Below are 22,487 nucleotides of genomic sequence, written 5' to 3'. Positions count from 1 at the left end.
CCGCTCCCGGCGGCACTGCTCCGGTCGGTCAGGGCGCGCAGCTGCGCGCGGGCTCGGACGAGCCGCCGTTCGCGCGCCGCACGAGCACCTCGACGCAGGTCGTCCCGGACGGATCCGCGGGAACCGTCACGGTCGGGGCGTCGACGCTGTCGAGGTCCGGCTCGGCATCCGCCCGCGTCACGACGCCCCACACGTACCGGTCGCCCTCGTGCGGATCGGGATTGGTCCACGTGAACGTGACCTGCCCGTCGACGACCGCCCCCGCGAGGTCGGCCGGAGGCGCGACGATCGCCGCGCCGGGGTCCTGGGGCCTGACGATGGTCTCCTCGGGCTGCGGCGATGACCGCGGCGTGCTCCCGAGCAGGCCGGGGAGCGAGACGCCGACGACGACGGCGACGACGACCAGCACCGCGGATGCCGCGAGCGTCCACCACACGGCACGACGCGGGCGGGGCCCCTGCGCCGGCTGCGTCGGCGAGGCGGCGGCGGGGGGCGCCGCGAACACCTCTGCCGGGGGCGGGGCCGCCGCAGCGGTCGACGCCGGCGGCGCGGCGAAGGTCGCGGGAGCGGTCTGAGCGGTCTGAGCGATCGCCGGCGGCGGGAGGGCGGGGGCAGGAGCTGCGGCCGCGCGACCGCGCGGCGGAGTGCGCATCAGCGTTTCGGCGAACTCCGCGTTCGGCGCGGGGTCGCCGCGCCGAACCGTGTCGGCGGCGTCGAACGCCGGGACTCCGGAGACCATGGACGCGACATCCGGCCCCGCAGCGGAGGTCGAGGGGCGCGTCATGCCGGCGGCGGGCGCCGTCTCGGGGTTGATGCTGACGACGCCGCGCACGCGCGTGAGGCCCTCCGCGTCGTCGTCGTCCTCGACATCCTCGACGATGGCGTCGTCGAGGATGTCGATCGGCGTCACGGAGTGCGAGAGCTCGATCTGAACCGTCTGCAGCGCTCGTGCGAACGCGAGCGCGCTCTCGTAGCGGTCGGCGGGCGCCTTCGCCATGGCGCGCTCGAGCGTGCGGAAGAGGGAGTCGGGGGCGTCGGGACGGTCGAGCGGCGCGAGCGGGGTCGACTCGATGCGGTCGATGATGTCCGCGCCCGTGTTCCGCCGGCCCGGGAGCTCGAAGGGCGAGCGCCCCGCGAGGAGCGTGTAGACCGTCGCGCCGAGCGCGTACACGTCCGACCACGGGCCGGACTGCGGGACGTCGGCGAACGACTCCGGGGGCGACCACGGGATCGACAGGCCTGCGCCCTCCGACGCGCCCGTCGTCGTCGCGATCCCGAAGTCGGTGAGCGCGGGACGGTTGTACTCCGTCACGAGGATGTTCGCGGGCTTGATGTCGCGGTGCAGGACTCCCGCGCGATGCGCCGTCTCGACGGCGGCGGCCACCTGGACGCCGACGCGCAGCGACTCCGCGACGGAGAAGGGCTCCCGCCGGTACCGCACCTGCAGGTTCGGCTTGGGACAGTACTCCATGACGAGGTAGGGCCTGCGGTCGCGGGCGACCCCGGCCTGGTAGATCGTCACGATCGCGGGATGCGTCGAGAGCATCGCCATGACGTTGGCCTCGGCGGTGAACTCCTCCGCGGACCCGCTCGTCATGCGATCCGGGAGCAGCACCTTGACCGCGACCCGCCGGCGCGGGAGCTGCTGCTCGTACAGGTAGACGTCGGCGAAGCCGCCCGAGCCGAGCACGTCGACGAAGACGAATCCCGGAAGCTCGGGCGGAGCCATCGGCGCGCGCTTCGCGCTCACGGCAGGTCCTCGATCGTCGCCGTGATGCCGTCGCCGAGGTCGAGCACGTCGCCGACGACCACGACGGCCGCCTCGCCGGGGTGCAGCACCACGGGCTCGACCCCTGCGCGGCGCAGGGTCGTGCCGTTGGTCGTGTGCAGATCGGTCGCGACGATGCTGTCGCCTTCGACGCGCAGCTCGAGGTGGCTGCGGGAGATGTCCTGCTGCGGGCTGTCCACCGCCACGAGGTGAGGCAGATCGGTGCCCGTGACCCGCGTCGACCGCGGGCGGCGGCCGATCACGACCGTGCGATCGAGCGTCACGACCTTGCCCGTCGAGAGGCGGACCCGGCCACGCGCGGGCGGCCTCGGGGCGGCGAGCGGAGGCGGCGCCGAGTCGCCGAGTGCGGCTCGCATCGCGCGCGCCTGTGCGACCGTGACGGTCTCGCCGTCGTGGTCGCCGAACGCCGCGCCCGCCGAGTCGTCCTCGGACGTCGCCCGCACGCCGGCGTCGTCGTCGTCGAACGGACGGATCACCGTCTCGGCCCACGGGAAGTCGTCGCCGGACGGCACGCCCGCGTCGACGTCGTCGTCCGGCGCGTCCGTCGACGGGCGGGACGGGGGCGCGTCCCCTGGAGTCGCGGCCGCGACGGACGGTACGGCATCCGCCAGCGAGTTCGACGCGTCGGACGACGTCGCCCACGGGACGGAGATCGAGTCGATGACGGCGTCGACGGGCGGGGCGGGGGCGACTGGCGGCACGGCCTGCGCGACCGCCGGCACGGGCACGGGCTCGGATGGCACGGATGCGGTCCGCGCCGACCACGGTCGAGAGGGGGAAGGGGCGGATGCCGGTGCGCCGGGCTGGTCCGACGCGGGGGCCGCCGCGGTGACCGATGAGGAGGGCACGGATGCCGCGTCCCGTGCCGGGGCCGCGGCGGAACGCTGGGCAGGGGCGGGCGTGCTGGCTGGGGCATCCTGAGAGGTCGCGGCATCCGTCCACGCGATGACGATCTCGGATGCCAGGACCACGCCGTCTCGGACGGACAGCTCGGCGGTCGCCGGGCTCTCCTCGGGAGTGTCGACGACCGTGCGGGTCGCGGCGGCGAACGCGCGCTCCGACCACGTCGTCACGCCTGTGCCGGTGACCGTCTCCGCACCGGTCGGGGTGTCGACGGTCACCGTCAGCGCGCCGCGGACCGCGAGCCGCGTCGAGCCGTGCTCCTCGAGGACGACGGCGAACGAGGGGATCGTGTCCAGCGACGCGCCGAACGCGCCCGTGAGGGCCTCGAGAACGCCGGCGAGGCCGCGGCCGGCGGCGACGTCGCGCCAGATCCTGGCTGCGAGCCCGGGCGCCGTCCCCGGCTCGAGGACGACGACTCCGCGGTGCGTCACGGCCACGCGCCAGGAACCGGATGCATATCGGACCTCGGTCATGCGCGACCTCCCGTCGCTCGTGCGCGCGGCCGCGTGTCGCCGTCGACGTCGTCCTCGACGGTCGGAAGCGCCGCGTGCGACCCGGGCGGCGCGGAGCGCACCTCGAGCGCGTGGACGACGAGCGCCGTGATGTTGTCGCGGCCCCCGTGGGCGATCGCCTCCTGGACGAGCGTCGTCGCGGCGGCCTGCGGGTCGGGCTCCGTGCGCAGGATGCTCTCGATCCGCTCGCGCGGGAGCTCTCCCGTGAGCCCGTCGGAGCAGACCAGCACGCGGTCCCCGCGCTCCGCGGGCAGCAGCCAGAAGTCGGCCTCCGACGTGTTGCCGCCGCCGATCGCGCGCGTGATGACGTTGCGCCGGGCGTCGAGCGCTGCGGCGGCGGGATCCAGCTCGCCGCTGTCGATGAGCTCCTGCACGACGGAGTGGTCGACGCTCACCTGCTCGAACTCGCTGCCGCTGAGCAGATACGTCCGCGAGTCGCCGATGTTGACCGCGAGCCAGTAGCCGTGGCCGCCGACCTCCGCGACGACGACGCCCGCGAGGGTCGTCCCCGCCCCTGCGCCGCCGCCGTCGGGCAGCGCCTCGATGCGACGCCGCGCGCGGGAGATGGCGGCCTGCACGTCGTCGATCGCGAGGCTCTCGCGCCCCGTGAACACGGCGAACTCCTCGATGACGGCGGCGCTCGCGATCTCGCCCGCGTGATGGCCGCCCATTCCGTCGGCGACCAGGAACAGCGGAGCCTCGGCGATGAACGAGTCCTCGTTGATGCGACGCCGCAGGCCCGTGTCCGTCGCCGCGCCGGCGGACACGCCGATGAGCGCGGGCGCGGTCACGACGGGTCTCCGACCTCGACGCTGCGATCGCCCATCTCGAGCCGGTCGCCCGCCTGCAGCGGCGTGCGCGCACCGGGCGCGAGGGGGCTGCGCACGCCGCCCCGCACCAGTACGGTGCCGTTGGTCGAGTGCCGGTCGACGACCCACGCGCCGCTCGCGGCATCCCCGCCGATCTCGAAGTGCGTCTTGGAGAGCGACAGCGTCTCGTCGCGCACCGCGATCGTCGTCGCGCCCTCGTCGGGTGCCGGATTGCGCCCGAACAGGGTGCGACCGTAGACGCCCACCCGGGTGCCGTCGTCCCAGCGCAGCGCCAGCACGGCGAGCGGACGCGGAGCGCGCAGGAGGGTCTCGCCATCGGTGTCGGCGGGCCGAGCGGAGGGTGCGGAGGAGGCTACCGGCGTCGCGGAAGCTGCGGAGGAGGCTACCGGCGTCACGGATGCTGCGGAGGAGGCTACCGGCGTCGCGGAGGCTGCGGCAGGCGTCACGGATGCTGCGGCGGGAGTCGCCGGCGCGGGGGGTGCCGCGGCGGGGATCGCGGGCGAGACCGATGGGACCGACCGCGCGGGAGCCGGAGGCGCGACCGACCGCGCGGGAGCCGGAGGCAGGACCGAGCCTACGCGAGTCGCGGACGCAGAGGATGCGGCAGCGGGCGAGGTGGACGAGGCTGCCGGCACGTCGGCCAGGGCCGATCCAGCCGACGCGGGCGGCGCCGTGACGCGCGCCGCGGACCCGGGCCCGACACCGGGGACGAACGAGATGACGGCGTCGCCCACCGGTGACGACGAGGCCGCGAACCGCGTCGGCGGGGCGACGATGGATGGCGGCGGGATGGGCGTGCCGAACAGCGGCGCCGCGACGGCGGAAGCCTCGGGGGACGCCGCGACCGCGCGCGCGGACGGCTCGGAGGACGCCGGGACCGCGCGCGCGGCCGGCGGCGCAGCCGCGGTCTCAGCCGCGACGCGCCGGACGACGAGGGCGCGCGCGGCCGAGTCGTGCCAGCCCTGGCGTCGTCCGCTGCCGTCGAACAGAGGCGTGAAACAGCCGACGACGATGGATGCCGCCAGGCCGAACACGACGTTGCGCAGGAGCGCTCTGCCGAAGCCGATCGGCGCGGAGGTCTCGGCATCCGCGATTCGGATGCCAGCCGCCCGCTGCCCGATCGAGCCTCGTCCGCCCTGCAGCGCCGTGTACACGACCGCCCAGGCGAGGCCGACGCCGGCCACGGCCACCCAGACGACGCTCGCGCGGGCCATGAGCTCGACGGGGGACGACGGCGCCCCCGAGGAGAACGCGACCGCCGCTGCGACGACGGCGACGAGGCACGTGAGCGCTCCGCCGATCGCCGCGTCGATGGCGTAGGCGCCGACGCGGGGGCCGATCGAGGCGGGTGCCGCCGCGGTCGGCGTCAAGACGCGGGTCATGCGTGCTCCGTTCCTGCGGACGCGTCCGCGCGCGCCGCATCGGTGCGGCCTCGCCGACGCGCCGACGCGCCGCGAGCCGTGTCGCGAAGGGATCTCAGGCTCAGGCGCGCACGTGTGCGACGCCAGAGCGACCGCGCCGTCGACATGCCCGCGACGATCTCGTCGACCTGACGCCAGAACTCGTCGACGTCGGCCTCCGTGGGCTCTGCGGGGCCGAACACCTCGGCATCCGCCCGGTGGGCGAGAGTCAGCACGCGCGGCTCGGCGAACTCGGCGTCCACGACGGACGCGTCCTCGAGGCGGGTCGCACCGGGGCGGACGGGCGTGCCGAGGTCGGTGGCGCGGTCGATGAGCTCATCCCACCCGCCGCTGATGCGATCGGCGCCTCGCCCGGCCGCGCGGCGACGACGGCGGCGGGCGGCCTTGATCGCGCCGATGACGACGAACGGCGCCGCGAGCAGCGCGAGCACACCGAGCCCGCCGCCTCCCATCGCGAGGATCGCGAGAAGCGGACCGCTCTCGGTCGACTTCTCGTCCTCGGACTCGCGGTCGTCGGAGACCGTCGGAGGCAGGTCGACGGGGTCCTGCTCCGGCGGCGGGGGCTGCAGCACCTGCGGCTTGGGGTCGGCGCGCGGCTTCGTCGTCTGGTCGTTCGGGAGCTTGTCCTCGGGCGGCGTCGGATCGAACGGGATCCACCCTGCACCCTCGAACGCGATCTCGACCCACGCGTGCAGGTTGTCGCCGGTCGCGGTGAACACGCCGTCGGGCGTCCCCTCCTCGCCGGGATGGAACCCCATCACGACACGCGCGGGCATGCCGACCTGTCCGGCCATGAGCGCCATCGCGACGGCGTACTGCTCGTCGTCGCCCACCATCTGGTCGGAGCCTACGAGCGCCGAGATGCGCGCGGCGCCGTGGCCTGCCCGTGAAAGGGCCTCGCCCTCCAGTCCGTGGCTGAAGAATCCGCCGTCGGCGAGGGCGGACTCGAGCGCCCTCGCCTGTTCGATGGGGGTCGTGGCCTCGGCGACGGCCTTCGCCGCGATGTCGGCGAGCTCCTGCGGGACGCCGTCCTGTTCGGGCATCTTCACCGGCGCGAAGGCCGCATCGGCGAGCCGCTCGTCGCTCGGCTGCGTCGGCAGGACGGTCTCCAGGGTGTACGCGTCGCCCTGCTGCAGCCCGACCGTCACGACCCCCGTGCCCGTCGCCTCGTTGTAGTGCGCGGCGCGGCGCAGGTCGTCGGCGCGCTCGCCGTCGAACTCGACGCTCGCGACGGCGCCGGCATCCGGCATCCACACTCCCGAGAACTCGTCGATCTCGACGCGCAGCGTCACGGGAGTGCCCTGGGCGCCGGGCGACATCGCGCCGCGCACGGGGGTGAATGCGCTCGACGAGCCCGCGCCGTCGTCCGAGACGTTGTAGACCGTTCCGCTGTACGCGTCCATCGTCGCGAGTCGCACGCGTGCGCCGTCGGGAAGGCCCGTGACGCGGAACAGCGGCGCCTGCGCATCGTCGCGGACGTACCCGCGGTAGCCCTGGAGGGGGCTCGCGTACTCGCGGATGTCGAAGGGCGGGATGACGACGTCGCGCAGGACATAGCGGGGGGATGTCGCGGGCACGGCCGCGCCCGCGGCGATGCCGACGAGACCTGCGACGGCGACGACGCCCGCGCCGGCAAGCAGCCGTCGCGACGACCCGCCGCGGCGGATCCGGCCCTCCTCGCCGTCGCCGCCGAGCGAGACCGCCGCCTGCCGCGGATCCCACGCGCGCCGCACGGCGAGCCACACGATCGCGACGACCGCGAGGCCGGCGCCCTGCGCGATCGGCGCCGCCGGCTCGGACGTGCCGAGCGCGATCTGGCCCGCGAGGAAGACGAGCACGACCGGCAGCGCCCACGCCGGCCGGCGAGCGCGCAGCGCGACGCTCGCGACGACGACGGCGGCGACGAGCGACATCAGGAACGGCACGACGAGGTGCCCGTCGGATGCCGCCACAGGCGCGACGGTCGTCAGCAGCTGCTTCCACGACGTCACGGCGCCGACGGCAAGCGCCTGCAGCGTGCCGAGGTCCGGGACCACGCCGGCGATCGCGAGGTACGGCAGGGCGAGCGCTCCCCCGAGCGCGAAGTAGGCGACGGCGACGACGGCGGTGAGCACGAGGACGCCCCAGCGCCACAGCGCGCCGGCGGCCGCGATCGCGAGCCCGACGATCGTCGCGCCGACCGCCGCGACGAGGTATGACGGACCCCCGAACGTGGGCCAGAGCCCCGCGATCGGGACGGCCAGGAGCGCCGCGGATGCGGCCAGATCGAGTGCCCAGCGGCGCGCGGGCAGCGCCTCACGGGTCATGCGAGCACCTTCCGCAGCGCGCTCGGGAGCTGGTCGAGCCCGCCGATCGTGACGATGTCGGCGTCGCCGATGCGCCGCAGCCTCGGGTCGGCGCCGGCGTCTGCGACGATCACGAGCGTGCGGGCGCCGTACGGGAGGCGACCGCACGCTTCGCGGAGGCGGGCGGCGTCGACGGGACTGCCGCACACGAGCACGACGACGCTCGCCGTGGGGAGGGATGCCGCGACGACGCCCGCGAGGTCGGCGATCGCCCCGTCGCGCGGACGCGACGGAGCGAGCGCGGAGAGCCCGTCGAGGAACTGCTTCCCGCTCGCGGCCGGCAGCTGCCCGCCCTGCACACGGACCTCGACGGAGTGCGAGTCGCGCAGAGCCCTCAGACCGAGGGATGCCGCTGCCGAGATCGCGAGCTCGAACTCCTCGTCCGCCGCGTAGTCGGCGGGGTTGCGGCTCAGACCGATGACGAAGTGCGAACGCCGCGTCTCCTCGTACTGGCGCACCATGACGGTGCCCGTGCGGGCCGTGGACTTCCAGTGCACATGGCGCAGATCGTCGCCGGGCTGGTATTCGCGCAGCGCGTGGAACGAGACGTCGTCCGGCGAGAGGTCCGTCGCAGGCAGCCCCTCGAGGTCGCGGAGGAAGCCGAGGGACTGCCCCTCGAAGGCGACCGTGCGCGGGTGCACGTAGAGCGCGACGGGCTCGTCGCGGCGGTGGACACGCTCGAACAGGCCCAGCGGGTCTCCGCGCAGAACGCTGACGGGTCCGACGTCGAGCACGCCTCGACGCTGCGTCGGGATGGCGAACAGCTCCTCGATCCGGGCGCCCGGCGCGAGCCGCGCGACGTCGAAGACGCCTCGCCCCGCGCCGACGGGCAGCAGCACGCGGGAGGGCAGGATGGCGCGCCGGCCGGGGTTCGACAGCGTCACGGCGCCCACGGCGCGCTCGCCCACGACGACGCGATCGCGGGTGAGGTCGAGCACGACGTCGTATGCCGTGCGACCGATGAGGAACAGCGTGCACAGCACCACGACCGCGGTCACGACCGACGCGGCGATCGTGAGCTCGCGCCAGCCGAGCTGCAGCCCCGCGATCCACAGCGCGACGGCGGTCGCGATGAGCACCCAGGCGAGCGGCCGCACGACGCCGAGCACGATGCGGCCTCGGCGCGCCGCGGGCGCGAGCGCCGACAGCACGCGATCGAGGCGGCCGCCCGTGACGACCGCCTGCCCGGGTGTCGCAGTCGTCATCAGGCCGCGGACCTCGCCTGGGGCGCGGCGACGGCCTCGAGCACGCGGGCGATGATGGCGTCGCTCGACAGACCCGCGAACTCGGCCTCGGGGTCGAGCACGAGCCGGTGCGTCCACACGGGTGCCGCGAGCTCCTTGACGTCGTCGGGCGTGACGTAGTGACGGCCCTGCGCCGCTGCCCAGACCTTCGCGATGCGCACCATGGCGAGCGAGCCGCGCACCGAGACGCCGAGTCGCGTCGCCGGGTCGTCGCGGGTCGCCTCGGCGAGCTGTGCGACGAACCGCACGACGGCGGGCTCGACGTGCACCGTCGCGGCGAGGTCGGCCATGTCTGCGACCGCGCCCGTCGTGATGATCGCGGGAAGGCGCGCCGACGGGTTGCGGTCGGCCGCTCCGGCGAGGATCCGCTCGGCCACCGCGAGGTCGGGGTAGCCGATCGAGGTGCGGATGAGGAACCGGTCGAGCTGCGCTTCGGGGAGCTTGTACGTGCCGGCCTGCTCGATGGGGTTCTGCGTCGCGATCACGAGGAACGGGCGGCCCGCCTCGTGCGTGACGCCGTCGACCGTGACCCTCGACTCCTCCATGACCTCCAGCAGCGCCGACTGCGTCTTCGGCGAGGCGCGGTTGATCTCGTCCGCGAGCACGATCGAGGCGAAGATCGGGCCGCGGTGGAACTCGAACCGGTGCGCCGTCTGGTCGTAGATCGTGACGCCCGTCACGTCGGACGGAAGCAGGTCGGGCGTGAACTGGATCCGGCTGCTCGTGCCCTGCACGGTCGCGGCGAGCGCCTTCGCGAGGCTCGTCTTGCCTGTGCCGGGAGCATCCTCGAGGAGGACGTGCCCTTCCGCGAGCATCGCCGACAGCACGAGGCCGACGACGTCGCGCTTGCCCATGAGGGCCCTGTCCACGTTGTCCACGAGCCGCGTGAAGGTGCTGCGGAACCAGGCGGCCTGTTCGGGGGTCATCGTCATGAGTGGTCCTTGGGTTGTCGAGTCGGGGTGATGGTGAGTCGCGCGGCTATGGCCACGAGGTCGCGGTCGCGGTTCCCCAGCCCACGATCTGGAGGGAGAGCTGCATGTTCATGCCGCCGTGGTAGCAGCTCAGGTCTATCGAGCCGTTGGCCGGGATGTCCCACGTGCGGCCGCCCGCGAACTGGGAGCCGTTCTCCATGCAGTTGATCTGGTACTTCCCCGCGGGGAAGTTCGAGACGTTCAGGCGCAGGTAGTAGCACGTGTCGGGCGAGCAGATGCCCGAGTCCGGCCCCTGCGACGTCCACGCGAGCTGCGGCGGCGGGTCGGCCGTGCGCGCCGACGCCGACTTCGACGAGGTCTGGCCCGCGGCATCCGTCGCCCGCACCTCGATCGTGTGCGTCTCGGAGTAGCCGTGACCGCGCGTGGTCGACCCCGACGCCGGCTGACTCGTCCAGCCGCCCCCGTCGATGTTGATCTCCATCTTGGTGATGTCGCGGCCGTTCTTTGCCGGCGCACCCCACGAGTACGTGACGCTCGTGCCCGAAGCGGATGCGGTCGCGGTCGGCACGTTGATCGGGCCGTAGGGGGCGACGGATGCCGACGGCGCCGACGCCGTGCCGTCGTACCGGACGCCGTCGAGCGACGTGTAGGCGCGCACCATGACGGTGTACGAGTTGTTGTTCGAGATGCCCGCCGTGATGCGGGCGCCGTCCCAGTCGCTGCGCCAGCCGCCGCCCACGTTGTACTCGTAGCGCAGCTCCTCGGGCTTGGCGCCGTTGCCCGGGGCGGCACCGTACGTGACGACGATGGCGCTGTCGTTCTTCGGCGTCGATGCCGTGACCTTCGTCGGGGCGCCGGGAACCGTGAACGCGCGACGGGGGGCGGATGGTGCGCTGTCGGCACCCCAGCCGGCCTTGTTGTGGGCAGCGACCGTGAACGTGTAGTCGGTCGTCGACGCGTCGATCGAGACGGCCTGCGACGTCTGGCCTGCCGGCACGCTGATCGTCGTGCGGACGGCGCCGCCCTGCAGGATGTTGAGGCGGTAGCCGTCGATCGTGTCGCCATTGCTGGCGGGCGGGTTCCAGGCGACCTGCATCTGTGCCTGCGTTCCGACGGGCTCGAGACGGGTGGTCGACGGGGCCGCGGCGGCGGCGGGCGGGGCGGCGGGAACCATCGACGCCGAATACGCGCTCCAGCTCGACGGCTCGGGCGCGCGGTTGTTCGCCTGCACGCGCACCTGGTACGAGGCGCCGTTCTCGAGCCCGTCCCACGTGAGCGAGTTGCCCGTCACATTCGCCTTCTGCGTGATGCCCGACGGCGGTGCCGGCGAGATCTCGAGCGTGAACGACTCGACGGGCGAGCCGGGCGTCGTGGGCGTGTCCCACTCGACGAACAGGCTCCGGTCGCCGAACTGCAGCCGCGGCGGGTTGGGCGTGTCGGGTCGCGCATCGGGTCGTGCCGTCTCGGATGCCGGCGACGCGTCCGACTCCCCCACGCGGTTGACGGCGATGACGGTGAAGTTGTACTCGACGTTGTTCGTGAGCCCGCTCAGGGTGCACGTCGTCGCGACGCACTCCTTCGCATAGCCGCCGGCGACGGCGCTCACCTCGTACGCCGTGATCTCGGCGCCGTTGTCGGCGGGCGGCGTCCACGACAGCACGACGGTGCGGTCCTGCACGCTCGAGACGACGGGCTTGCCCGGCACGGCGGGGCGGCCCTGCACCGTGAGGCGGATGCGGCCCTCGACCTCGCGGTCGGCATCCTCCGTCGCGTCCTGCACGCGGTAGCGCACGACCATCGTGCCGAAGAAGTCGGCGTCCGGCGTCACTCGGATGCCCGATCCGGAGATCTCGGCGTCGCCGACTCCGGTCTCGACGACGTACGCGACGATCTTGAGGGGCGTCTCGGGGAACGGGTTGAAGTCGTTGTCGAGCACGGGCACCGTGACGGTCTTGCCCTGGTGCGCCTCGGCGACCGTGTCGTCGTTCGCGGTCGGGAGCGGACGCGTCGACGCCGTGACCCGCACCGTGACGCTGCCGCGGATCGGCTCGGTCTCGCCGTCGGCGATCTCGACCGCGATGCTCGCCGTCGTGCCCTTGCGCGTGCTGCTCGCGGCGCCGACATGGAGCGTCGCGCCGTCGACGGATGCCGTGAGCCCCGCGGGGACGTCGCCCATGATGCGGTACCGCATGCCGGCCAGGTCGTCGGGATCGGGATCGGTCGTGAGCGCCCGCAGGTCGAGGGTCGCGGCATCCTCGCCCGGCGCGACATCCATCTGCCCATCGACGAACGACGGCTGCTGGTTCTCGGGCGGGAGCACCGTGATCGGCAGTGTCAGCGTCGCCTTGCGACCCTCCGGGTCGTCGGGGCCCGTGCCGTCGGTGACCTCGAACGTCAGCGCGTCCTGGCCGAAGTAGCGATCCGCCGACGTGTAGACGAGCGTCGTCTGGTCCTTCACGAGCGAGGCGCCGTTCGAGTGCACGGCCGTGACCTTCGCGGCCTCCGTGACGACGACGCGTCCGCCTCCCGCCGCCTTCACGTGGTCGGCGAGCGGGATCTCGATCGTCTCGCCGCTGGCGACCTCGATGCCCTGCGACGCGAGGGTCGGCGGCAGCGAGTCGAGGGCGGGCACGTAGAGGAAGGCGGATGCCGTCAGCCCGTCGAGATCGGTCACGGTGTAGGCGAGGAGCTGGTCCTCCTCGCCGAGCCGGACGCGCACACGGCCGTCGGCGAGCACGCGCGCGCCCTCGACGTCGACCGTCAGATCGCCGACGGTGCCATCGGGGTCCTCGTCGTTCGCGAGCACCTCGACGTCGACGGACTCGCCGTCGATGTCCTCGATGCGCACGCGGTCGTCTCGGGCGATCGGCCGCACAAGCGGGACGTCGTCGGCGACCGTCACCTGCAGCACGGCCGTCCCCGTCGAGCCGCGCTCGTCGCGGATCGTGTACTGCAGCGACGTCTCGATCGCGCGATCGGGCGAGGTCACGAGCACACGATCGCCCTGCACCCTCGCCTTCAGACCCTCGACCCCGGGCAGCACGAGCGCGTCGGACAGGAGTGCGATCCGGTCGCCGTCGGGGTCGGAGTCGTTCGCCAGGACGGGCACCGCGATCGTACGGCCCGGTCGCATGACGACGGAGTCCTTGACGGCGTACGGCGCCTGGTTGGTCGCCTCCGGCGGAGCGATGCCGATGCGGATCGGCGCGGTCGCCTCCTTGCCCAGCCTGTCGCGGACGCGGTAGGTGAAGGCGTCGACGCCCGTCGAGCCCGCGAGTGCCTCGTACACGAGCGAGTCGGGCCCCGTCTCGACGATGCGGCCCTTCTGCGGCGCGCTCGCGATGCCGACCAGCTGGACGGAGTCGCCGTCGGGATCGATGCCGTCCAGCGGCACGGCGATCTCGACCCGCGAGCCGCTGAGCACTCGCGCCGTCAGGTCGCGCGGGCGCGGCGCCGTGTTGGTCTCGGCGTTGACGGGGAGCACCTGGATCGTGACGTACCCGGCATCCTTCTGTCCCGTGCTGTCGACGGCCTCGTACGTCGCGTAGACGGTTCCCGGCTCGTCCCCCGCCTTGAAGCGCAGGGTGTCCTGCGACACGAACAGGTCGCCGTCCTCGGGGTCGACGAGGGGCGGCACGAGATCGGGGGCGACGTGGATCGTGTCGCCGTTGGGATGGTAGTCGTTCTCGAGCACGGGGATCGTCACGACATCGCCCGCGCGCACGATCGCCTGATCGTCGTTCGCGACGGGAGGCCGCAGCTGGGCGGGTGCCGGGACGGGGATCACGATGACGTCGCCCTCGGCGCTCTGCGTGCCGTTCGAGATGCGATAGCTGATGCGCACCTGCTCCCCGAGCGCGGACTGATCGCCGATGCGGAGGGTCTCGTGGTTGAGGACCGCGACGGCGATGCCGCTGCCGGGCTCCACCGTGACGGACTGCACGACCAGGATGCCGCCCGCCGGGTCGGTGTCGTTCGCGAGCACGTCGACGAGCACTTCGCCGCCGCTCGGCAGCAGCGCGATGTCGCGCACCGCGACGGGAGGCAGGTCGGTGTCGGACTCCTCCAGGACGTCGACGCGCACGAGGCCGGGCACGGCGTTGGCCCCCGCCGCGACGAGGTATTGCACGTAATAGATCCCGGCGGCGGCCGAGCTGAACGTGAACGTCTTGTTGGCGAAGTCGGGCACGATCTGCGCCCCCGCGACCTCGTCGACGCGGGTGAGGCGCAGCGGCTCGCGGCCCGAGCTCGTGTCGTTCGCGAGCGGTGCGACCGTCGCGGTCTGCCCGACCCGCACGACGACGTGGTCGGCGTTCGTGACGGGGACCGTCGAGCCGATCGGGCGCACGTCGAACCGCACGATCCCCTCTGTCGCCTTCGTGCCGTCCGACACGACGATCGACACGTCCTTGCGACCCTGCGTCCCGCCGATCGCACGGTAGGTGATGCGCCCGTCGGACGTGAAGTCGGCCTCGTCGCCCTCGGCGGGCGTCACGGCGCTGAGGAACACGTCGTCGCCGTCCGGGTCCAGCCAGTCGGGCAGGACGTTGTACGAGACGGTGCCGCCGGACTCCACGGTGACCGTCGTCACGCGCTTCTGCTCCGGGGCGCCGTTGACGTCCCAGCCGTGCACGTCGAGACGGACGGATGCCTCGGCCTGCCCGCCGCGGCCGTCGTCGACCCGGTATCGGAAGGTGTCGCCGCCCTTGGCGTCGTCCGGCACGGCGATCTGGAGCGCCGCGCCGTTGTTGACGGGCTGCGCGGCTCCGAGGGAAGGACCGCCGTCGACCACGGTGGCATCGAGCACGTCTCCGTCGGCGTCGCTGTCGTTGTCGAGGACGGGCAGCAGCGTCGTGCGCCCCGGCCGCACGCCGAACTCGTCGTCGTTCGCGATCGGCTGGGTGTTCTGCTCCGACCGCTCGGGAAGCGTCGTCTCGACGGATTCCTCCGTCGTCTGCTCGTCCTCCTCCGTGTCGCCCTCGGGAGGCGTCACGTCGTTCCAGTTGTCGACCCGCTGCATGCTGTCGCTGGCCATCCAGGCGGCACCGCCGACGATGTCGTTGAGCACGACGACGTCGCGGTTGACGCGGAAGCGGAGTGTCGAGTCCTCGGCCCCCTCGACATCCGTCGTGAGGTCGAGGTCTTCGCCGAGGCAGTCGCGCACGAGCTTCGCGGACTGCGACCATGCACCGTAGGCGCAGCCCTGCAGCCACACGGGAGCGGCAGGGACGCCCTGCGCGCCCGAGCTGAGCACCGTCGGCTCCGCACCGTCGAACGGCACCCGCACGATCGACGAGACGGTCGACAGCGTGACGGCGTCGGCCGCCGCGGACGGCTGCTGCAGAACCGCCGTGTCGGCGCCCGCGACGGCGAGCGCGGCGCCGTCCGACGTGTAGAGCGTGCCGTCGGCCCGATCGAGCGCGACGCCGGTGGCGCCCACGGCCGTGATGGACACCTCGCCGGGGTCGTCGCCGATCTGGCGGCGGGAGATGTCTCCCGGCTCGCCCTGGTCGACGGGGATCGTGAGGATCTCGGCATCCTCCCGCGACACGGCGTGCACCGTCCCGTCGAGGCCGACCGCGACATCCGCACCCGGGCCGAGGGTCGCGACGGGATCGGATCCCTGCACCTCGAAGGCGGCGACCCCGTCCGCGGGCGTGATCCACAGCTCGCCCGAGTCGGGGTCGAGCACGGCGACGGTCGGGCCGCCGAGCGCGACGACGGCGGATGCCGGAAGGTCGGCCGAGTCGGTGAGCACGACGGTGGCGGGGTCGACGACCGTCAGCTGCGCGCCCGTCCGGTCGACGAGGAGGATCGTGTCTCCGGACTGCAGGATGTCGTAGTCGTCCGTCGTGGTCCGCAGACCGCCGTCGAGCACCTTCGACTCGTGGTTGAAGTGCCCGACGAGCAGACTCGAGCTCTTCGTGACCCACACTCCGCCGTCGTGCAGATCGACCTCGGTCGTGGGGAGTCCCTGATAGACGAAGGCCATCGTCGTGATCGCGACGGCGGACGCCGTGACGATGCCCGCGGACGCGATCGTTCGCGGGCGCGACCGCAGCCACGCGAAGGACTTCATGCGGTCGTGCCCCCAAGACGCGATTCGGAACGTGCGGCGGCATCCCCGCTGAGCAGGGGATGCGCAAGACTATGGCCGTTTCAGCCTAACCGGAAGTCGCGATCGCTCCTTTTCCCGGTGGAAAGGGCGCCGCTTCCCGGTGGAAAGGGCGCCGCGGCGAGGGGGTTCGGACTCGCCTCGTCGGCGCCGTCCCGCACCCCTCGCCGACGAACCGACCCGCCTCGCCGCGTCAGGCTCCGACGTATCTCGCGAGATGCTCGGCAGTGAGGGTGCCGCCGGCCGCCACGAGATCGGCGGGCGTCCCCTCGAACACGACGCGACCGCCGTCGTGCCCGGCGCCCGGGCCGAGGTCGATGATCCAGTCGGCGTGCGCCATGACGGCCTGGTGGTGCTCGATGACGATGACGGAGTTGCCGTCGTCGACGAGCCGGTCGAGCAGCGCCAGCATGTTGTCGATGTCGGCGAGGTGCAGGCCCGTCGTGGGCTCGTCGAGCACGTAGATCGCGCCCTTCTTCGCCATCGAGATCGCGAGCTTGAGCCGCTGCCGCTCGCCGCCCGAGAGGGTGTTGAGCGCCTGCCCGAGCGTGATGTAGCCGATTCCGACGTCGATCATGCGGGCCAGGGTCGTGTGCGCCGGTCCTTTCGTGATGAACTCGGATGCCTCGGCCGCCGACATCGCGAGCACCTCCGCGATGTTCTTCCCCTCGAGCGTGTACTCGAGCACGTCGTCGCTGAAGCCCGACCCGTCGCACAGCTCGCACAGGGTCTCGACCGTCTGTGTGAACCCGAGCGTCGTGATGATGACGCCGAGCCCTCGGCACGCGGGGCACGCCCCTTCCGAGTTCGCGCTGAACAGGCCCGGCTTGACCCCGTTGGCCTTCGCGAACGCCGCGCGGATGACGTCGAGCAGTCCCGTGTAGGTCGCGGGACTGCTGCGGCGCGAGCCCTTGATCGGGGCCTGGTCGACGATCACGACGTCGTCGAACGCCGGCACGTTGCCGTGGATGAGCGAAGACTTCCCCGATCCTGCGACACCCGTGACGACCGTGAGGATGCCGAGCGGCACGTCGACGTCGACGCTCTTCAGGTTGTGCTGCGTCGCGCCGCGGATGGGGAGAGAGCCGTTCGCGGCACGGGTCGACGGCTTGAGCCGTGCTCGGTGGTCGAGGTGGCGGCCGGTGATGGTGTCGGAGGCGCGCAGGCCCGCGACATCCCCCTCGTACTGGACCTCGCCGCCCGCGCGGCCTGCGCCCGGGCCCAGGTCGACGATGTGGTCGGCGATCTCGATGACCTCGGGCTTGTGCTCGACGACGAGGACGGTGTTGCCCTTGTCGCGCAGGAGCCCGAGGAGCTCGTTCATGCGCTGGATGTCGTGCGGGTGCAGCCCCGCCGTCGGCTCGTCGAAGACGTAGGTGATGTCGGTGAGAGCCGAGCCGAGGTGGCGGATCATCTTCGTGCGCTGCGCCTCGCCGCCCGACAGCGTGCCCGACGAGCGGTCGAGCGAGAGGTAGCCCAGCCCGATGTCGACGAACGAGTCGATGAGGGCACGCAGACCCTGCAGGAGGGGCGCGACCTCGGGGTCGCCGATCTCGCGCAGCCACTCCGCCAGGTCGGTGATCTGCATGGCCGCGGCATCCGCGATGCTCTTGCCTCTGATCTTCGACGAGCGCGCGCCCTCGTTGAGGCGCGTGCCATCGCATTCCGGGCACGGCATGAACTTCACGGCCCGCTCGACGAACGCGCGGATGTGCGGCTGGAGCGCGTCGCGGTCTTTCTGGAGCATCGACTTCGTGATCTTCGGGATGAGTCCCTCGTAGGTCATGTTGATGTTCTGGATCTTGACCTTCGTGGGCTCTTTGTAGAGGAAGTCCGCGAGCTCCTGCTCGGTGTAGTCGGCGATCGGCTTGTCCGGGTCGACGAGGCCTGATTCCGTGTAGCCGCGCACCATCCATCCATCGACGTTGTACCCGGGGATCGTGATCGCCCCCTCGGCGAGGGACTTCGTCCGGTCGAAGAGCTCGTCGAGATCGACGTCGCTGACCTCGCCGAGGCCCTCGCACCGCGGGCACATGCCGCCCGTGATCTCGAACGAGCGGCGCTCCTTGACCTGTTTGCCGCCCTTCTGCAGCGTCACGGCCCCCGCACCCGAGACGGAGGGGACGTTGAACGAGAACGCCTGCGGCGACCCGACATGGGGCTGGCCGAGTCGGCTGAACAGGATGCGGAGCATCGCGTGCGCGTCGGTGGCCGTGCCGACGGTCGAGCGCGCGTTCGCGCCCATGCGCTCCTGGTCGACGACGATCGCAGGGCTCACGTTCTCGAGAGCGTCGACCTCGGGGCGGCTGAGCTGCCCCATGAACTGCTGCACGAACGTCGGATAGGTCTCGTTGATGAGCCGCTGCGACTCGTTCGCGATCGTCGCGAACACGAGCGACGACTTGCCCGAGCCGCTCACGCCCGTGAAGACCGTGAGCCGCCGCTTCGGGATGTCGACGCTGACGTCCTTGAGGTTGTTCTCACGCGCGCCGACGACGCGGATCAGGTCGTGGGAGTCGGCGATGTGGGCAGTCTCGGCCATGAGCCCAGTCTGCCGTGGGACACAGACACCGCGCTCGTGGGATGCCGCGGCATCCGCCGCTCGCGCTCAGGGGATCGCGAACACGACGTCCGACCCCGACGGCACGGCGGTCGTGACGATGCGGGTGTCGAAGGTCGCGAGCAGCGCGTCGTTGGAGGCCGCGAGGTGCAGCAGGTAGGTGTCGGTCACCTGCGAGCTCGCGAGCAGCCGCTCGGTGTGCACCGACGCGTCGAGCAGGCTCACGGCATCCGCGAGGAACACGTGGTCCTCGCGGGCCACGAGGCTCGCGAGGCTTGCGAGAACCACGGGCGCGGGCTGCGTGTTCGGATAGTTCGGATGACTCACGACCCGGACGACGCCGTTCTGCACCGTCGGGCTCGTGTGCCACGGTGCGGAACCGCGCGCTGCGAACCAGCGATGCGCACGGTCGTGGTGGACGTGGAGCGGATCGATCAGGGCGATCACGGCGTTGACGTCGAGGAGGTGCGTGGTCACGACGCGTCGTCCTGCAGCGCCGTGACGTCCTCGACAGTGGCACGTGCGGCGTCGGGAGAGGTCGGCAGCAGCATGATCCCGTTGCGCATCCCGAATCGGCGCCTCTCCGTCAGCGTCGCTCGCGCCAGCTGCGAGATCGCCTCCCCCAGCGTGATCCCCCGCGAGTCGGCGAACTGCTTGGCTGCCGCGAGGACGTCGTCGTCGATCGTCAGTGTCGTCCGCATGCATCAAGCATCACGCATCACTCATCACCGGTCAACAGCCGCATCCGCTTGGCGTCGCATCGCCTCGCGCCAACGGCGGCCCCACGACCGCTCCTGAACTGTGCACCCGCGGCGCATCTGTGCGGCGCGGGTGCGCGAAACAGCAGCGGATGCGGTGCCAGGACGTCCGGGCGGACTCAGGCCGCGGCCTCGACCTCTTCGCACTGCGTCACGGAGAAGTTGTCGGCGAAGACGCCGTCGGGGTCGACCTCCGCCTTGATCGCGCGCAGGCGCTCGAGCTTGTGCAGCGGGAACGCCTCCGTGATCCGCTCGGGACGCAGCGACGTCTCGAAGCTCAGGTACATGCCCCGCGCGTGCCCGCGGACGGGCTCCCAGGTCGCGTCGAGCCGGTCGGGGTTCGCGCCGAACGCGATGACCGAGAAGTTCGCGGACCGGGTGGAGTACGCCGTCTCGTCCTCGGGGACGTCGGCGACCGCGCCGCCCACCGCGCGGAACTGCAGGAAGTACGACCCGCCCGCGTCGAGCATCGCGACGGCGTCGCGCGCGAACGCGGGCGTGATGTGCTCGAGGAGCGCGGAGCGCGCGTGCGGCTCGCCCGAGCCGTGCTGCGGACCGAGGTCGGCGTTGGCCATGACCCGCGGATACGTCGTCACGGTCACGGACTGCTGCACGAGCGGCGCGAGCTCGGCGAACGGCTGCAGGCGCTCGATGATCGTGTCGGGGTCGTCGGAGTCGATCATGGCCATGAGCTGGGCGATGCGCGGCTGCCCGGGGCGCGCGGCGCCCATGATGAGGAATGCCGTGAGGTCGCGCGGCGCCGATTCCATGATGCGCCCGTAGCCCTCGAGGAAGGCCTCGGCATCCGTCGCGTCGAACGCGAGCTGCGCCCAGCCGACATCGCCGACCTCGTCGACGACGAACTCGAACGCCGTCACGATGCCGACGTTCGCCCCGGCGCCGCGGACGGCCCAGAACAGGTCGGGGCGGGTCTCGGCATCCGTCCGCACGATCGACCCGTCGGCGAGCACGAGCTCGGCCGCGACCATGTGGTCGATCGTGAGGCCGTGCTCGCGGGCGAGGAAGCCGATGCCGCCCGCCGTCGCGAGACCGCCGACGCCGACCCCGCCGTAGTCGCCCGATGTGAGGGCCCAGCCGTGCTCGCCGAGGGCCGCCGCGACCTCCATCCAGCGCGCGCCGGGGCCGATCCGCACGAGACGGCGGTCCTCGTCGAGCACCTCGATCGCGTTGAGACGCCGCACGTCGATGACGATGCCGCCGTCGTTCGTGCTGCGGCCGCTCACGCCGTGGCCGCCGCTGCGCACCGCGAGGGGCAGTTCAGGATGCCGCCGCCCGAACGCGACGGCCTCGGCGACCTGCGCGGGCGAGTCGGGCTGCAGCACGATTCCCGGCGCGCCGCCGCGCATGTAGGTCGAGCGGACATCGGCGTACTCGAAGTCGCCGGGCTCGATCGTGCGCAGGCCCACGGGGACGTCGTCGTACGCGATCCCGTCGCGGCGACGGGCCAGCGCGATCGCGCTGCGGACCGGACCCGCGCTCGTGCCGCGGACGCCGCGCTCGCGTGCGACGAGCTCGCGCACGGCGGGCGCGACATCCTGGCCGAGCTGCTGGAGAACCCGCGGGTCGTCGCCCATGACGATGAACGTGCCGATGCCGTCGTCGAGCGCGAGGCTCGCGAGCTGCTCGATCCACGTCGTGACGTCGGTCTGCGGCGCCCCGACGTTGAGCAGACGCTGGATCTCGCGGACGTCGCGGCCGACGGAGATGGCGGCCTCGTCGATCGCGGCATTGCCCTTCGCGAGGTCGCCGGGCTGCAGGTACGGCAGCGACGGCAGCCACCCGTCGCCCTTGCGTCCTGTGAGGGCGAGCATGCGGGGCTTGTAGGCGCCGATCCAGATCGGGATGTCGTGCGCCGGCCGCGGGCCGCGCTTCGCGCCGGTCACGCGATGGTGGCGGCCCTCGGTGAACACGCCGCCGCGCTCGTCGGTGTCCCAGAGAGCGCGGATGACGTCGATCGCCTCGTCGAGCGCCGTCACGGCCTGGCCCGGTGTGAGGCGCGTGCCGCCCATCGCCGCGATGGCGTCCCAGAAGCCGCCTGCGCCGATGCCGAGACTGAAGCGCCCGCCGGAGAGCAGGTCGAGGCTCGCAGCCGACCGCGCGACGACGGCAGGCGGGCGCAGCGGCAGGTTGAGCACGTTCGGGGCCACGCGGATCGTCTGCGTCTGGGCGGCGACGTAGGTCATGAGCGTCCACGTGTCGAGGAACGCCGGCTGATACGGGTGGTCCTGGAACGTGACGAGATCGAGACCGGACGCCTCGGCCACCTGTGCGAGCGCCACCGGGGACTGCGGGTTCGCCGCCGACGGGGTGATGAAGGCTCCGAACTCGAGCATGTGTCCGTAATCCACGTCTTCCGGAACGGCTCGGGATGCCGCGTTATTCCGCGACCGCCTGGCGCACGGACGCTCAGCGCGACGGCCGGGCCGCGGCATCCACGCCCGCGCCGCCCTGCGGCGTCAGCGGGCCGTCGACGCGATGCACAGCCACAGCGCCGGGTAGCCGACGTAGACGACGAGTCCCACGGCACCGCCGACGAGCCAGAGCGCCGTGCGACCAGGTCCCTGGGGCAGAGCGGACGACGCGCCGATCAGCACGAACGCGATCACGAACGCCGTCGCGAGCACGACGGCGAGCACGGCGATCCACGGCGGGACGAACGCCCGCCCGACCGCGAGGCGGGTCGCGAACACCGCCCAGAGGATCGCGAGCGCGATCGTCGGCACCGCCGCGACGTACTGCACGGCAAGCGTCGCCCGGCCCGCGAGCATGAGGACCGTCACGATCGTCATCGCGACGATTCCGATGACGACGGCGCCCGTGAAGATCCACCACGCGCCCGTCATGCGGGCACGCTGCGCGAGCAGGAGGGTCGCGACGATCCACGGACCCGCCGCGAGCACGGAGAGCCAGTCGTTGACGGGGCCCAGCCAGGCCCACTGCGCGCGGGCCACCCCGAACGGCATCGCGAGCACGAAGAAGAGGACGAGCACGATGCCCGCCGCGGCGAGCATGGCTCCCGCGAGCCCCGTCCAGATGCGCAGCTGCTCCGGCATGATC

General features: G+C 72.5%; 13 protein-coding genes. All 13 read right to left on the bottom strand.

Annotated elements, in window-relative coordinates:
- Positions 1-28: 28 nt before the first annotated feature.
- The 13 genes from FHS08_RS07785 to FHS08_RS07725 all read right to left on the bottom strand — a co-directional run bounded on the left by FHS08_RS07785 (position 29) and on the right by FHS08_RS07725 (position 22,483).
- Positions 29-1,750, bottom strand: a complete 1,722-nt coding sequence (locus tag FHS08_RS07785; protein ID WP_167037560.1) for a protein kinase domain-containing protein — start codon at positions 1,748-1,750, stop codon at positions 29-31.
- Positions 1,747-3,165, bottom strand: a complete 1,419-nt coding sequence (locus FHS08_RS07780) for an FHA domain-containing protein (RefSeq protein WP_167037557.1) — start codon at positions 3,163-3,165, stop codon at positions 1,747-1,749. Before FHS08_RS07780 ends, FHS08_RS07785 begins: the two co-directional genes overlap by 4 nt.
- On the bottom strand, positions 3,162-3,995 hold the full coding sequence (locus FHS08_RS07775; protein ID WP_167037554.1) for a protein phosphatase 2C domain-containing protein: 834 nt from the start codon (positions 3,993-3,995) through the stop codon (positions 3,162-3,164). The genes FHS08_RS07780 and FHS08_RS07775 overlap by 4 nt, the downstream gene beginning before the upstream one ends.
- Complete coding sequence (locus FHS08_RS07770; RefSeq protein WP_167037551.1) at positions 3,992-5,416, bottom strand: RDD family protein; 1,425 nt, start codon at positions 5,414-5,416, stop codon at positions 3,992-3,994. Before FHS08_RS07770 ends, FHS08_RS07775 begins: the two co-directional genes overlap by 4 nt.
- On the bottom strand, positions 5,413-7,761 hold the full coding sequence (locus FHS08_RS07765; RefSeq protein ID WP_167037547.1) for a transglutaminase-like domain-containing protein: 2,349 nt from the start codon (positions 7,759-7,761) through the stop codon (positions 5,413-5,415). The genes FHS08_RS07770 and FHS08_RS07765 overlap by 4 nt, the downstream gene beginning before the upstream one ends.
- On the bottom strand, positions 7,758-9,005 hold the full coding sequence (locus FHS08_RS07760) for a DUF58 domain-containing protein (protein WP_167037544.1): 1,248 nt from the start codon (positions 9,003-9,005) through the stop codon (positions 7,758-7,760). Before FHS08_RS07760 ends, FHS08_RS07765 begins: the two co-directional genes overlap by 4 nt.
- On the bottom strand, positions 9,005-9,976 hold the full coding sequence (locus tag FHS08_RS07755) for an AAA family ATPase (protein ID WP_167037542.1): 972 nt from the start codon (positions 9,974-9,976) through the stop codon (positions 9,005-9,007). The genes FHS08_RS07760 and FHS08_RS07755 overlap by 1 nt, the downstream gene beginning before the upstream one ends.
- A 46-nt stretch (positions 9,977-10,022) precedes the next feature.
- Complete coding sequence (locus tag FHS08_RS07750) at positions 10,023-16,055, bottom strand: Ig-like domain-containing protein (protein ID WP_167037539.1); 6,033 nt, start codon at positions 16,053-16,055, stop codon at positions 10,023-10,025.
- Positions 16,056-16,284: 229 nt separating this feature from the next.
- Positions 16,285-18,633, bottom strand: coding sequence for an ATP-binding cassette domain-containing protein (locus FHS08_RS07745; RefSeq protein WP_167037536.1), 2,349 nt, complete (start codon positions 18,631-18,633; stop codon positions 16,285-16,287).
- A gap of 66 nt (positions 18,634-18,699) precedes the next feature.
- Entirely contained in the window at positions 18,700-19,128 is a 429-nt protein-coding gene (locus FHS08_RS07740; protein ID WP_167037533.1) for a PIN domain-containing protein, read from the bottom strand.
- Complete coding sequence (locus FHS08_RS07735) at positions 19,125-19,352, bottom strand: CopG family transcriptional regulator (RefSeq protein ID WP_167037530.1); 228 nt, start codon at positions 19,350-19,352, stop codon at positions 19,125-19,127. The genes FHS08_RS07740 and FHS08_RS07735 overlap by 4 nt, the downstream gene beginning before the upstream one ends.
- A gap of 176 nt (positions 19,353-19,528) precedes the next feature.
- Positions 19,529-21,763 (bottom strand): LLM class flavin-dependent oxidoreductase, encoded by a 2,235-nt coding sequence (locus tag FHS08_RS07730; protein WP_167037527.1) that lies wholly within the window; start codon positions 21,761-21,763, stop codon positions 19,529-19,531.
- Between the two features lie 123 nt (positions 21,764-21,886).
- Positions 21,887-22,483, bottom strand: a complete 597-nt coding sequence (locus tag FHS08_RS07725; RefSeq protein ID WP_167037525.1) for a hypothetical protein — start codon at positions 22,481-22,483, stop codon at positions 21,887-21,889.
- Positions 22,484-22,487: the final 4 nt, after the last annotated feature.

Origin of the sequence: Microbacterium ulmi, from assembly GCF_011759705.1 — a bacterium.
Lineage (GTDB): Bacteria > Actinomycetota > Actinomycetes > Actinomycetales > Microbacteriaceae > Microbacterium > Microbacterium ulmi.
This window is presented reverse-complemented; position numbering and strand designations above follow the sequence as displayed.

What these genes read in the sequence shown, in the direction of transcription:
- FHS08_RS07725 (WP_167037525.1), bottom strand. Translation starts at nt 22,483, where the DNA reads ATGCCGGAGCAGCTGCGCATCTGGACGGGGCTCGCGGGAGCCATGCTC.
- FHS08_RS07760 (WP_167037544.1), bottom strand. Translation starts at nt 9,005, where the DNA reads ATGACGACTGCGACACCCGGGCAGGCGGTCGTCACGGGCGGCCGCCTC.
- FHS08_RS07730 (WP_167037527.1), bottom strand. Translation starts at nt 21,763, where the DNA reads ATGCTCGAGTTCGGAGCCTTCATCACCCCGTCGGCGGCGAACCCGCAG.
- FHS08_RS07755 (WP_167037542.1), bottom strand. Translation starts at nt 9,976, where the DNA reads ATGACGATGACCCCCGAACAGGCCGCCTGGTTCCGCAGCACCTTCACG.
- FHS08_RS07780 (WP_167037557.1), bottom strand. Translation starts at nt 3,165, where the DNA reads ATGACCGAGGTCCGATATGCATCCGGTTCCTGGCGCGTGGCCGTGACG.
- FHS08_RS07750 (WP_167037539.1), bottom strand. Translation starts at nt 16,055, where the DNA reads ATGAAGTCCTTCGCGTGGCTGCGGTCGCGCCCGCGAACGATCGCGTCC.
- FHS08_RS07735 (WP_167037530.1), bottom strand. Translation starts at nt 19,352, where the DNA reads ATGCGGACGACACTGACGATCGACGACGACGTCCTCGCGGCAGCCAAG.
- FHS08_RS07765 (WP_167037547.1), bottom strand. Translation starts at nt 7,761, where the DNA reads ATGACCCGTGAGGCGCTGCCCGCGCGCCGCTGGGCACTCGATCTGGCC.
- FHS08_RS07770 (WP_167037551.1), bottom strand. Translation starts at nt 5,416, where the DNA reads ATGACCCGCGTCTTGACGCCGACCGCGGCGGCACCCGCCTCGATCGGC.
- FHS08_RS07745 (WP_167037536.1), bottom strand. Translation starts at nt 18,633, where the DNA reads ATGGCCGAGACTGCCCACATCGCCGACTCCCACGACCTGATCCGCGTC.